The organism is Rothia sp. 11254D007BW (genome assembly GCF_053548195.1).
This window is the reverse complement of sequence record NZ_JBPWPK010000001.1, coordinates 450,338-462,666: the sequence shown is the minus strand read 5'-3', so window position 1 is coordinate 462,666 and position 12,329 is coordinate 450,338. Positions and strand designations below refer to the sequence as shown.

The 12,329-nt window shown below is 57.5% G+C and carries 11 protein-coding genes and 1 tRNA gene; 6 read left to right on the top strand and 6 right to left on the bottom strand.

The window, feature by feature from the left end; translation table 11 throughout:
- Positions 1 to 66 precede the first annotated feature (66 nt).
- Together cysK and epsC are read left to right on the top strand one after the other, a co-directional pair.
- Positions 67 to 993, top strand: coding sequence for a cysteine synthase A (gene cysK, locus ACEE43_RS02075; protein ID WP_237195160.1), 927 nt, complete (start codon positions 67 to 69; stop codon positions 991 to 993).
- A 201-nt stretch (positions 994 to 1,194) separates the two neighbouring features.
- A complete protein-coding gene (epsC, locus tag ACEE43_RS02070; protein ID WP_185174564.1) occupies positions 1,195 to 1,779 on the top strand; it encodes a serine O-acetyltransferase EpsC in 585 nt (194 codons plus the stop codon).
- 68 nt (positions 1,780 to 1,847) lie between these two features.
- Here the strand turns inward: epsC and ACEE43_RS02065 are convergent, their stop codons facing one another.
- The 6 genes from ACEE43_RS02065 to ACEE43_RS02040 all read right to left on the bottom strand — a co-directional run bounded on the left by ACEE43_RS02065 (position 1,848) and on the right by ACEE43_RS02040 (position 6,389).
- The gene (locus ACEE43_RS02065) at positions 1,848 to 2,543 is read right to left on the bottom strand and encodes a glycosyltransferase family 2 protein (protein ID WP_237236264.1); all 696 of its coding nucleotides are present in this window, start codon (positions 2,541 to 2,543) and stop codon (positions 1,848 to 1,850) included.
- A gap of 321 nt (positions 2,544 to 2,864) precedes the next feature.
- The gene (gene gndA / locus ACEE43_RS02060; RefSeq protein WP_449107022.1) at positions 2,865 to 4,343 is read right to left on the bottom strand and encodes an NADP-dependent phosphogluconate dehydrogenase; all 1,479 of its coding nucleotides are present in this window, start codon (positions 4,341 to 4,343) and stop codon (positions 2,865 to 2,867) included.
- 99 nt (positions 4,344 to 4,442) lie between these two features.
- Positions 4,443 to 4,628, bottom strand: a complete 186-nt coding sequence (locus ACEE43_RS02055) for a hypothetical protein (protein ID WP_237194092.1) — start codon at positions 4,626 to 4,628, stop codon at positions 4,443 to 4,445.
- 153 nt (positions 4,629 to 4,781) lie between these two features.
- Complete coding sequence (locus ACEE43_RS02050) at positions 4,782 to 5,441, bottom strand: hypothetical protein (RefSeq protein ID WP_449107021.1); 660 nt, start codon at positions 5,439 to 5,441, stop codon at positions 4,782 to 4,784.
- A 194-nt stretch (positions 5,442 to 5,635) separates the two neighbouring features.
- Positions 5,636 to 5,708, bottom strand: a tRNA-Val gene (locus ACEE43_RS02045).
- Between the two features lie 264 nt (positions 5,709 to 5,972).
- Complete coding sequence (locus ACEE43_RS02040) at positions 5,973 to 6,389, bottom strand: DUF3052 domain-containing protein (protein WP_237194096.1); 417 nt, start codon at positions 6,387 to 6,389, stop codon at positions 5,973 to 5,975.
- 380 nt (positions 6,390 to 6,769) lie between these two features.
- Here ACEE43_RS02040 and aceE point away from each other — a divergent pair, with 380 nt between their 5' ends.
- The 4 genes from aceE to ACEE43_RS02020 all read left to right on the top strand — a co-directional run bounded on the left by aceE (position 6,770) and on the right by ACEE43_RS02020 (position 12,243).
- Positions 6,770 to 9,511 (top strand): pyruvate dehydrogenase (acetyl-transferring), homodimeric type, encoded by a 2,742-nt coding sequence (aceE, locus tag ACEE43_RS02035; RefSeq protein WP_237194098.1) that lies wholly within the window; start codon positions 6,770 to 6,772, stop codon positions 9,509 to 9,511.
- Between the two features lie 297 nt (positions 9,512 to 9,808).
- Complete coding sequence (locus ACEE43_RS02030) at positions 9,809 to 10,720, top strand: ACP S-malonyltransferase (protein ID WP_449107020.1); 912 nt, start codon at positions 9,809 to 9,811, stop codon at positions 10,718 to 10,720.
- A gap of 23 nt (positions 10,721 to 10,743) precedes the next feature.
- Entirely contained in the window at positions 10,744 to 11,769 is a 1,026-nt protein-coding gene (locus tag ACEE43_RS02025) for a beta-ketoacyl-ACP synthase III (RefSeq protein ID WP_449107019.1), read from the top strand.
- 234 nt (positions 11,770 to 12,003) lie between these two features.
- Positions 12,004 to 12,243: an acyl carrier protein gene (locus ACEE43_RS02020; protein WP_185174557.1), complete on the top strand. Its 240-nt coding sequence runs from the start codon at positions 12,004 to 12,006 to the stop codon at positions 12,241 to 12,243.
- The last annotated feature ends 86 nt before the right edge of the window (positions 12,244 to 12,329 follow it).

Below are 12,329 nucleotides of genomic sequence, written 5' to 3'. Positions count from 1 at the left end.
TTTGTTTCGTAAACTAGAGGGCGAACCATTCATCGCTTCCACCTGAAAGGTGCACTCGTGTCAAAGATGTACAACAATATCACCGAAGTTGTCGGCCGCACCCCCATCGTCCGCCTCAACCGCCTGGATGCTGACCTGCCCGGCAACGTCGCAGTCAAGCTGGAATTCTACAACCCCGCCAACTCCGTCAAGGACCGCATCGGTGTAGCTATCATCGACGCCGCTGAGAAGTCCGGCGCCCTCAAGCCCGGCGGCACCATCGTTGAAGGTACCTCAGGCAATACCGGTATCGCCCTGGCCATGGTGGGTGCTGCCCGCGGCTACAAGGTCATTCTGACCATGCCCGAAACCATGAGCAACGAGCGTCGCGTCATGCTGCGCGCCTACGGTGCTGAAATCGTGCTGACCCCCGGTTCTGAGGGTATGCGCGGTGCTGTTGAAAAGGCCAAGGAAATCGTAGCCTCCACCGAGAACGCTATTCTGGCCTCCCAGTTCTCCAACGAAGCTAACCCCGAGATTCACTACAACACCACTGGCCCCGAGGTCTGGGAAGCAACCGAAGGCAAGATTGATATCTTCGTAGCTGGCGTTGGCACCGGCGGTACCGTCTCTGGTACCGGCAAGTACCTCAAGGAGCAGAACCCTAACATCAAGGTCGTTGCGGTCGAGCCCAAGGACTCCCCCCTGCTGACCGAGGGCAAGGCTGGCCCCCACAAGATCCAAGGTCTGGGCGCTAACTTCGTACCCGATACCCTCAACCGCGACATCTACGATGCCGTCACCGACGTTGCTATCGACGACGCCGTTGCTACCGCCCGTAAGCTGGGTACCGAAGAGGGCATCCTGGGCGGCATCTCCTCCGGTGCAGCCGTCTGGGCCGCCCTGGAAGAAGCTAAGAAGAGCGAGAACGCCGGCAAGCTGATTGTCGCTGTCGTTCCCGACTTCGGTGAGCGCTACATCTCCACCCTGCTCTACGAAGACATCCGCGGCTAAAAGCTACCGCCGCACAAGCCGGGCACCCCGCTGGTTGGCAGCGGGGTGCCCGTGTGTCTATGTCTGGTAGCCCGCGCGGACGTCCGCCCTCAGCTTGACGTAAATATTGTGGGTGAGACGGAATATCGTTCTAGCCGTGACTGTTGTAGAGTTCAGCAAGAGCGCCCGCCGCGCTCCCCTGCCTAGATTGTGAGGAGAACCATGAGTTTCCGAGCGCGCCTGCGTGAAGACTTAGACACCGTCAAAGCACACGACCCCGCAGCCCGCGGTGATGTGGAAATCATGATCAATTACTCGGGTATGCACGCCATCTGGGCTCATAGGCTAGCCCATAAACTGTGGCAGAAGGACTCTACCCGCACACTAGCCCGCACCCTCAGCCAGTTTGCCCGCTTCATGACGGGGGTTGAGATTCACCCCGGCGCTACCATTGGCCGCCGCTTCTTCATCGACCACGGCATGGGCGTGGTGATCGGTGAAACCACCGAAATCGGTGACGATGTCATGATTTACCACGGGGTGACTCTGGGCGGACGTTCCCTGGAGAAGGGGAAACGCCACCCCACTATCGGCGACCGTGTGACCATCGGCGCCGGTGCCAAGGTCCTAGGCCCGGTTCTCATCGGTGCTGACTCGGCTATCGGCGGTAACTCGGTGGTGGTACACGACCACCCCGAGGACTCCATCATTACCGGTATTCCTGCCCGCTCGCGTCCGCGCACCCCCGAAAACAAAAAACCCCTGGTCGACGCCGTCGAGTACGTGGACCCGACCATGTGGATCTAGAGACCTTTACGTCAAAGGGCCCGGTACTCCTTCGTGGAAGGAGTACCGGGCCCTTTGATGTAAACAGCTTATAAGTTACCTCGCTGAGGGCCCCACTTACGGGCGAGAACCTGGCGAGAAGATTCAATATCGTTGCGGTGCTTTGAGAAGGTTTTGAGCCAGGGAGTACGTCCGTGATAGATCTGAATTTCGGGGTCCTGTACAAATACTAGCTTCCCGCTGGCACGGCTGAAGAAATCACTGTGCTCAATCACGCGTAACTCTTCGTCCCAGCCACCGATTGAGCGAATTGACTCGGTACGGGCTAGAAAGATGTTCGGGGTTTTGACACGCACGGGCAGCCCGTAAAGGTCATGACCGGCCTCGTAGATAGGTTTGTCTGCCCCGCGGTACAGGGCGAGGTCGCTGGTACCGTGGATATGCGTTTTGAAGGTGGGAACTTCAACCTGAGTTGCGGCAACACCATCAACATCGGGGTGGGCTTCTAAGTAATCGTAGGCTTTTTGCCAGTTGGTCAGACGGGTAAAGACAAAATCGTCATCGGTCAGTAGGACGTAAGGAGTCTCGACCCGTTCTAGGGCTCGGTTGCGCCCTGCAGAAATACCAACGTTAAACGGTAGCTGCAGTACCTCTACCTGGGGGTCACGGGTTGACCAATATTTCTCAGAGTCATCAGCGACCAGAACTTTACCGGTAAACGTTGCCTCCCGGATCGATGAGAGCAAACGGTCCATAGCCTTGGGGCGGGAAAAAGTTTTTGCCACGATAGTGACGTCCCTGTTAAGTTCTGCACTGTAGGGGGCCAAGCCACGTCCGTTTCTGCGGGCGGCAAATCGCAGGTAACGGATATAGTTATTGACTACAATCCCATAAACGTATCGTAAAGGCTGCCCTTTGTCGCTGTCGAACAGGGCTAAAAGACGTTCTTTAGAAACCGGAAGTTTTGGCACGGAGCGCTCTCTTTCTGCGGTGCAGGTGTTGGCTACCAGTGTACCGGGTCGCCTCGAAAAACATTTGGTTCTGTAGAGAATTGTGCCCCGCTTGCAACAGCAGGCGGGGCACAGGCGACTTAGCTTCAGAAGAGACTAGTGGGTGTGGGAGTCCTCAGCGTTGATTTCGCTGCGGTCGCCGCTCCACTCGGTGTGCCACATGCCCTCGGAATCAACGCGGCCGTAGGTGTGAGCGCCGAAGAAGTCACGCTGACCCTGAATCAGGGCAGCGGGCAGGCGCTTGCGGCGCAGACCGTCGTAGTAGCTCAGGGATGACGCAAAGACGGGGACGGGCACGCCCTCGGCGGTTGCCTTAGCAACCACGCGACGCCAGGAAGGAACGAGTTCTTCCATGAGCTTCTTGAAGCCGGGAGCCAGCAGCATGTTGGCGGGGGTTTCATCCTTGTAGGCGTTCATGATTTCGCCCAGCAGTTCTGCACGGATAATGCAGCCTGCGCGCCAAAGACCTGCGATGACGTCGAGCTTGAGATCCCAGCCGTACTCGTCGCCGGCCTTAGCCAGCATGTCGAGACCCTGGGCGTAGGAAACCAGCTTGGAGGCAAACAGGGCCTTGCGGACGTCCTCAATAAACTCTTCGTCGCCGTTAGCAACGGCGGTGGTTGCGATCAGGCCTGCGGGTAGCTCTTCCTGGGCCTGCTTGCGGGCATCAGAGTTGCTAGAAGACAGGGCACGGGCAAATACTGACTCTGCAATACCGGAGACGGGGGCACCCAGATCAAGGGCTGCCTGGACAGTCCAGCGGCCGGTACCCTTCTGACCAGCTTCATCGACGATAACGTCAACCAGGGGCTTGCCGGTCTTAGCATCGACCTGAGCAAGAACCTCAGCGGTGATTTCGATGAGGTAGGAGTTGAGGTCGGTGGTGTTCCACTGCTTGAAGATTTCTGCCTGGGCAGCGGGTTCTAGACCTGCCACGGTGCGGAGCAGGTCGTAGGCTTCACCGATAACCTGCATGTCGGCATATTCAATGCCGTTGTGGACCATCTTGACGAAGTGACCAGCACCGTCGGTTGAAATCCAGGCGCAGCAGGGATCACCGTTGGGGGCCTTAGCTGAGATTTTTTCGAGCAGGGGGCCGAGGGATTCGTAGGACTTAGCGGAGCCACCGGGCATGATGGAGGGGCCATTGAGCGCGCCTTCTTCGCCACCCGAAACACCGATACCGACGAAGTGTAGACCCTTTTCGGCCAGGGCACGCTCGCGGCGGATGGTGTCGGGGAAGTGGGAGTTACCGCCGTCGATGATGACGTCGCCTTCATCGAGCAGGGGTTCGAGCTGTTCAATGACGGCGTCGACGGGGCCGCCTGCCTTCACCATAATCAGGATGCGGCGGGGAGCTTCGAGAGAGTCGACCAGTTCCTGCAGGGTCTCGGTGCGGATGAAGTCACCTTCATCGCCGTGGGCTTCAAGCAGGGCATCGGTTTTTTCAACGGAACGATTGTGCAGGGCTACGGTGTAGCCGTTACGGGCCAGGTTGCGGGCCAGGTTTGCACCCATGACAGCCAGGCCGGTTACACCAATTTGCGCCTTACGAGCAGTATTGTTTTCAGTCATGCCTTAAGCCTACGCTGGTCTGCTCTATTTATGCTTCAGGGCCGGGTGAGATGAAGCAAACTCTCACATTATGGGAGAGCAGTAGGGATCATGGGTTTTTTAGGAATCGTAGGTATCGGTAAACAGCACCCACACTGCCGCAGCCCCGATAACCAGAGCCACACACGCAAAAATCGACCATAGGGTCACCATGGTTCCTTGAGTGAGGAAGAAGATAGAGATGAGTAGCCAGGTTACGGACAAGAAGACTGCGGTAAAGTTTCGAGGCTTAAAGTTTCTGTTCATCAAAGGGCTACTCCTCGTAGGCGTTTATGTATCGAGATTATTGGCTCGGCAGTTATCCCTCAAAGAATACTGTACGGTCTGGTAGCGGACAGAAAAAGGGAAGAGCCCGGCGTGGAGCTCTTCCCTCTTTAATGTGGGTTGTAAAAATTGCCCTTAGGAAGTCTTAGTTGAAGGTGCAACGGTAGACGAGGTAGTGCTAGCTGCGCCGTTGACTGAGTAAGTCGCGATGTAGCCGGTGTAGAGACCAGTAATCTCGCTGGGAATCATAGCGTTACCTCCATCTGTGAATTGGCCAGCGATATTAGTCGAGATTGCAGTTCCATCAATCGGAGTTGAGTCTTTACCGGCAATTGAAATATCGCTCAAATCGGTGACGGTGCGGGTAGAGCTGTAAATCAGGTAGTTATCTGATGAGAGCGTAGTACCGTCAGCTAAAGTTACGGTAGATCCGCTATAGGAGCTGAAGGGGCTCCACTCTCGTGCAGATACCTGGTAGTTATGCTCCAGGCTGTCGATTCTATAAAGAGTATTTTTAGGAATCAGAACGACATAGGTCAGTGAAGCGATGCTGACGCTTGCAGTGCTTCCATCAGTGGTATAGAGGTCGAAACCACCCTGGCTGTCTCGGTTAGTAGTACCGGTAAAGGAGGCAGGGTCTGTACTGTTTGCAGGCTGGAACTCAAATACTTCGCCAAAGCCGGTAGCGTTCACCGTTGCAGTGGACGCAGCGTAGGCAGGGATAGCAGTAGTCGCAAGGACGGCGGGCACAGCCCAGGCAGTACCCTGTAGCAGGGTACGACGTGAGGTCGACATGTGGATTCCTCCAATGAATGTGTGCGGTGCGATGAATGAGATTAATAGTTTACCTAGAATTCGCGCACCGAGAGGGAAAAACAGGGGTGAGGTGCGCCCCCACATGCGCCTACAGTTCCCCTTCCAAAGATTTCTTGCATAAGAATAGGGGTCGGGCAGCAAAAAGCCCCACACCGAAGTGTGGGGCTTATCGGTGGGTCCTACCGGGATCGAACCGATGACATCCACGGTGTAAACGTGGCGCTCTACCAGCTGAGCTAAAGACCCTTACTGTCTCTTCCGCGTTATCTCTCGCGGCGACATGTAATACTCTACGCAGGTCAGAACAGCTGCGCAAATCGAAATACTCCCCCGAAGCGTAAAAAGACCCGATTTTCTGACCGTTTTTAACAGACAAATGTCAGAAAATCCCATCTTGACATGGGGTTATATTTTTTTAAAAAAATTATTAACTTTTTTCTACACAACCCCTTCTAGCGCCAAAATCTGCCAAAAAGGGCCCCTGTCTCACGAGACAGAAGGCCCTCATACCTATTTCCCTTGCTTCATCACCAGGCGGGAAGCAGCCCAGTCATGCGCCAGAGACTCAGATGTAGTCACATGCAAACCCGCTAATGGAGCAGCTTCTTGAATCTCCACCGGTGGGATATGCCCCTCACGACCGTTCTTTGGAGTCAGAAGCCACACGACTCCCCCCTCATCCAGGGTTGCCAGCACATCCATAAGCCCGTCAACCAGATCGCCATCTTCAGCACGCCACCACAGCAAGATACCGTCGACCACTTCTTGGTCGTCTTCATCGAGCAGTTCTGTACCCAGAAAATCCTCCAGGGCATCGCGCAGGTCGAAGTCGACGTCCTCATCGTAGCCAAACTCCTGCATCAGGCTGCCAGCAGGCAGTCCTAGCTTCTGACCAACAGTCTCTTTAGTAGCACCGGTGGCGCTCACGTATGTCCTCCAAGAATCAAAAGAAAGTAACGGGCTTGCCATTCCGCAGACCCCTGCGCACCCGCGTCCACTCCTTTGATGAGTGAGCACAGGCATGCTCATAGTTCCTACTGAACACGCTTCAAGGCCCCAAATCAACAGAACACGACCAAAACAGGTCACCTAATTTCACCCACAGAAAAAGAAGGGGCAAGTGACGGCTAATTCACACCCCTAAATCCCTGAAACCACGACCTTAAAACCGGCAAATTGTGACAACATAGAAGAGAAGTTGTCTTAGCGCCTGCCCACCGGCCGCGCAAGGCATACACCCAAGGCTCACCAGGCACATACGCTGCCACAGGTGAACACATACCCCTACAACAAAGAGAGGTTGACTAGTGGGACCCTCAGAAACGAACGATCACGTTTTGAGTGCACTGACCAACAGCTTCACCGACATTGATCCCGAAGAGACCAGCGAGTGGATTGAGTCTTTCGACGACCTGGTTGAAGCTCACGGCACCGAACGTGCACAGTTCATCGTGCGCTCACTCATGCAGCGCGCTGGCCAGAAGTCGATCACCGTACCCATGGTGACTACCACTGACTACGTCAACACCATTCCTGTCGATCAGGAACCCGAATACCCTGGCGACGAACAGATTGAACGCCGCTACCGCGCTATGCTGCGCTGGAACGCTGCCATGATGGTTCAGCGCGCCCAGAAGGCTACCATTGGCGTAGGCGGCCACATCTCATCCTACGCGGGTGTAGCTACCCTCTACGAAGTAGGTTTCAACCACTTCTTCCGCGGCCGCAACCACCCCGGTGGCGGCGACCAGATTTTCTTCCAGGGCCACTCATCCCCCGGTAACTACGCACGCGCCTTCCTCGAAGGCCGCATCACCGAAGAGCAGCTCGACGGCTTCCGCCAGGAAAAGACCAAGCAGGGCACCCACCTGCCCTCCTACCCCCACCCCCGTAACCTGCCTGATTTCTGGCAGTTCCCCACGGTTTCAATGGGCCTTGGCCCCTTGAACGCCATCCACCAGGCACAGTTCAACAAGTACCTGCACAACCGCGGCATCAAGGACACCTCAGACCAGCACGTCTGGGCCTTCCTAGGTGACGGCGAAATGGATGAGCCCGAGTCACGTGGCGCCCTGCAGCTGGCTGCCAACGACAAGCTCGACAACCTGACCTTCGTGGTCAACTGCAACCTGCAGCGTCTGGACGGCCCCGTTCGCGGTAACGGCAAGATCGTCCAGGAACTTGAAGCCTTCTTCCGCGGCGCTGGCTGGAACGTCATCAAGGTCCTCTGGGGCCGCGAATGGGACTCCCTGCTCGAGAAGGACAAGTCCGGCGAGCTCGTCCGCATCATGAACGAAACCCGCGACGGCGACTACCAGACCTACAAGGCTGAGTCCGGCGGCTTCATCCGCGAGCACTTTTTTGGCCAGACCCCTGAGACCAAGGAACTCGTTGCGGACATGACCGACGACGAAATCTGGGCTATGAAGCGCGGCGCTCACGACTACCAGAAGGTTTACTCAGCCTTCAAGGCAGCTGTTGAGCACAAGGGTCAGCCCACCGTCGTTCTTGCTCAGTCTGTTAAGGGTTACGGCCTGGGTGCCTCCTTCGAGGCCCGCAACGCCACCCACCAGATGAAGAAGCTGTCGATGGAAGACCTGAAGCAGTTCCGCGACCACCTGCGTATCCCCATCTCCGATGAAGAGCTGGAGAAGGACCTCTACAACCCGCCCTACTACCACCCCGGTAAGGACTCCGAAGAGTACAAGTACCTCATGGCCCGCCGTGAGGAACTGGGCGGTTTCGTTCCCTCCCGCAAGAACGTTCAGCCCAAGATTACCCTGCCCTCAGACAAGGCCTACAAGGGTGCATTCAAGGGCACCGGTAAGCAGATGGCTGCTACCACCATGACCTTCGTGCGTCTGCTCAAGGATCTCATGCGTGAGAAGGACTTCGGCCACCGTATCGTGCCCATCATCCCCGATGAGGCCCGAACCTTCGGCATGGACTCCTACTTCCCCACCGCCAAGATTTACAACCCCAACGGCCAGAACTACCTCGCTGTTGACCGTGAACTCATGCTGGCCTACAAGGAATCCCCCGAGGGCAAGATTATTCACGTGGGCATCAATGAGGCTGGCGGCACCGCTGCTTTCACCGCCGTAGGTTCCTCCTACGACACCCACGGCGAACCCATGATCCCCGTCTACATCTTCTACTCGATGTTCGGTTTCCAGCGCACCGGCGATGCCTTCTGGGCAGCAGCTGACCAGATGACTCGAGGCTTCATCATGGGCGCAACTGCTGGCCGCACCACCCTTACCGGTGAAGGCCTGCAGCACGCAGACGGCCACTCACCGGTCCTGGCCGGCACCAACCCCGCAGTGATCCACTACGACCCTGCCTACGGTTACGAAATCGGCCACATCGTCAAGCGCGGTATCGAGCACATGTACGGTGACAAGGACGAAGACCACAACGTCATGTACTACATCACCGTCTACAACGAGCCCATTCAGCACCCCGCTGAACCCGAGAACCTCGATGTTGACGGCCTGCTCGGCGGTATCTACCGCCTACACGAGGCAAAGAATGACGGCCCCCGCGCCCAGCTTCTGGCCTCAGGCGTTGCAGTTCCCTGGGCTGAAAAGGCACAGCAGATTCTGGCCGAGGACTGGGGCGTCTCAGCAGACGTCTGGTCAGTTACCTCATGGACCAATCTGCGCCGCGACGGCCTTGCCGCCGAGCGCGAGCTGCTGACCAACCCGTCCGCCACCCCCCGCACCCCCTTCGTTGCCCAGCAGCTTGAGGGTGCAACCGGCCCCATCGTCGCTGTGTCTGACTACCAGACCGACCTGATGGACGGCATCCGCCAGTTCGTTCCCAACGAATTCGCGACCCTGGGTGCAGACGGCTTCGGCTTCTCAGACACCCGCGCCGGTGCCCGCCGCTTCTTCAAGATCGACGCCGAGTCCATCGTCGTCCGTACCCTGCAGATGCTGGCTAAGCGAGGCGAGGTCCCCGCTGATGCACCTGCTAAGGCCTTCGAGAAGTACGACCTGAACAACATCAATGCAGGCACCTCAGGTACCGCCGGTGGCGACGCCTAAGCCCCTGTGCTGATCACTTTCTAGCTCACAGCGAGTCATAGATTCGCACTGAGTGTAAGGACGGCCCCCACGATTATCGTGGGGGCCGCTTTTGTTCTGGGCAGTCTTTGGGCTAGTCAGTCTTACCCTCTAGTTTTCTTGGGCCGAAGCCCTTAGCTGTGAGTTTTCTTGGCTTTTGAGATTGAACAGCTGTGCCGTCCCAGCTGGCCTGCTAACAGGAGTAGGATAGTTATTTGAACAAAGCGCTAGAAACTTTCAAGTTCTAGGTCTCACACTCTATTTTCAAGGCGGTTACGCGTGATAGCACTGGTGTGCCCCGGCCAGGGGTCGCAGAAGCCCGGATTCCTCTCAAGCTGGTTAGACCTCGATGGGGTACGCCCCCACCTCGAGCGTCTCTCTGAGGCTGTAGAGCTCGACCTGGTTCATTACGGCACCGAGGCCGATGAGGAAACCATCAAGGACACCGCTATTGCCCAGCCCCTGATTGTGGCAGCTGGTCTTGTCACCGGTCGCCTAGCCCAGAAGACTCTAGAGGGCCAGAAGCTTGTTTTTGCCGGTCACTCTGTAGGTGAAATTACCGCTTCAGCCCTAGCCGGTGTGCTCACCGAAGAGGACGCCATGCGTTTTATCAAGGTACGGGCCGACGGCATGGCCCAGGCAGCTGCCGCTACCCCCACCGGTATGGCTGCCGTACTCGGCGGAGTTGAGGACGACGTCCGCGCCGCTATCGCCGAAGCCAACCTCACCGCCGCTAACTCGAACGGCGGCGGGCAGATTGTAGCCGCTGGTTCCCTCGACGCTCTTGCAGCTTTCGCCGAGAACCCGCCCGCCAAGACCCGCGTGATTCCGCTGAAGGTAGCCGGCGCCTTCCATACCGACTATATGGCGGCAGCCCAGGGGCCCCTGGCAGACTTTGCGGCAGATCTCTCCCCCGCAGAACCGACTGCTGAGCTGCTCTCAAACTTCGATGGCCAGCCCGTTGCCTCAGGGGCAGCGGCCCTTGAATCGCTGGTTGCCCAGGTGACCCGCCCCGTCCGCTGGGACCTGTGTATGGCAACTCTCGCGGAGCGGGAAGTTACCCGCCTGGTTGAGGTTGCTCCCGCCGGTACCCTCGTGGGCCTGGCCAAGCGCGGTATGCGCGGCACACCGGCGTCCGCCATCAACACCCCCGATGACATTGCCGCCCTAGCCCAGGCTCTTCAGGCCTAAAGTTTCCCCGAAAGGACTTCACGATGCCTACTCTCAAGCAGGTTGAGCCCAACCGCTACTCCCGTATTCTGGGCTACGGTGCTGCCCGCCCCGACCTGATCGTCACCAACGACGATATTGCCGGCCCGATCGACTCCTCAGATGAATGGATCGTTCAGCGCACCGGCATCAAGACCCGCCACCGTGCCTCAGAAAAGATTTCTGTAACAGATCTTGCTGTGGGAGCTGCCCAGGACGCCCTGGCCGCCTCAGGTGTGCAGGGCGAAGAGCTGGATGCCGTCATCGTCGCCACCATCTCCCACCCCTACGCAACCCCCGCCCTCGCGACCCTGGTAGCTGAAGCTGTAGGTTCCAAGGCTCCCGCTTACGATATTTCGGCAGCCTGTGCAGGCTTCTGCTACGGCATTGCCCAGGCGGACGCCCTGGTGCGCTCCGGCACCGCCCAGAAGGTTCTGGTCATCGGCGTTGAGAAGCTCTCAGACTTCATCGACAACACCGAACGCACCATTTCCTTCTTGCTCGGTGACGGTGCTGGTGCGGCGGTCGTTGGTGCTTCCGATGAGCCCGGCATCGGCCCCACCATCTGGGGTTCGGACGGCGAGCGCTGGGGCGCTGTGGGCATGACCCATTCCATGCTTGAAATCCGCAACCGTGATTTTATGGCTAACCCGGTGCAGGAGGGCGAGAAGCTTTGGCCGACCCTGCGTCAGGACGGTCAGACGGTCTTCCGTTGGGCTGTCTGGGAGATGGCTAAGGTTGCTCAGAAGGCTCTCGATGCTGCCGGTATTACTGCAGATGATTTGGGAGCGCTGGTGACTCACCAGGCGAACATGCGCATTATCGACCAGATGGTGAAAACCCTGAAGCTGCCCGAAAGCGTTGTGGTGGCCCGCGATATTGAGTGTGCGGGTAACACCTCTGCTGCCTCCGTTCCGCTAGCTGCCCACCAGCTGCTCCAGGACAACCCCGGCCTCTCTGGCAAGTTTGCCCTGCAGATTGGTTTCGGTGCGGGTCTGGCCTACGCGGCCCAGGTTGTTGTGCTCCCCTAACCTGCCCTGTGCAGGGTCGTCGGGGCGGGTGTCCGCACCGTATTTTGACAAAATGTTAGATTTATTTCAAAAATTAGGTGGCGTCACAGCTTAGCTTTGTGCGGGCTAGGGGCTACACTCAATTTTGGAAGCTAAAGTGGGCTCTGCCCGCTTATCCCTCAACCGCTGCGCGCCCCTGCGCGGTGAGTTACATCAGTGGCCCCACGCCACTCATACTAAGACGAAGGAGCCATCATGGCAGATCAGAACGAAATCCTCGCAGGTCTTGCAGAAATCGTGAACGAAGAGACCGGTGTAGAGGTTGAGGACGTCCAGCTCGAGAAGTCCTTCACCGAGGACCTGGACATCGACTCCATCTCAATGATGACCATCGTTGTGAACGCTGAGGAAAAGTTCGGCGTTACCATTCCCGACGAAGAGGTCAAGAACCTGAAGACCGTCGGCGACGCTGTTAACTTCATCGCTAACGCCTAAGTCGCGTTGACCAGGTTGGGCACGGTCTGATCGTGCCCAACCTGCTTTTTATTCTTTACCCCAACCCAAGACTGTATTCGAAGGAA

Bases quoted from the DNA above. Each gene is read 5' to 3' on its own strand.
- cysK (WP_237195160.1), top strand. From the start codon at position 67: ATGTACAACAATATCACCGAAGTTGTCGGCCGCACCCCCATCGTCCGC.
- epsC (WP_185174564.1), top strand. From the start codon at position 1,195: ATGAGTTTCCGAGCGCGCCTGCGTGAAGACTTAGACACCGTCAAAGCA.
- gndA (WP_449107022.1), bottom strand. From the start codon at position 4,343: ATGACTGAAAACAATACTGCTCGTAAGGCGCAAATTGGTGTAACCGGC.
- ACEE43_RS02055 (WP_237194092.1), bottom strand. From the start codon at position 4,628: ATGAACAGAAACTTTAAGCCTCGAAACTTTACCGCAGTCTTCTTGTCC.
- ACEE43_RS02050 (WP_449107021.1), bottom strand. From the start codon at position 5,441: ATGTCGACCTCACGTCGTACCCTGCTACAGGGTACTGCCTGGGCTGTG.
- ACEE43_RS02025 (WP_449107019.1), top strand. From the start codon at position 10,744: ATGCCTACTCTCAAGCAGGTTGAGCCCAACCGCTACTCCCGTATTCTG.
- ACEE43_RS02020 (WP_185174557.1), top strand. From the start codon at position 12,004: ATGGCAGATCAGAACGAAATCCTCGCAGGTCTTGCAGAAATCGTGAAC.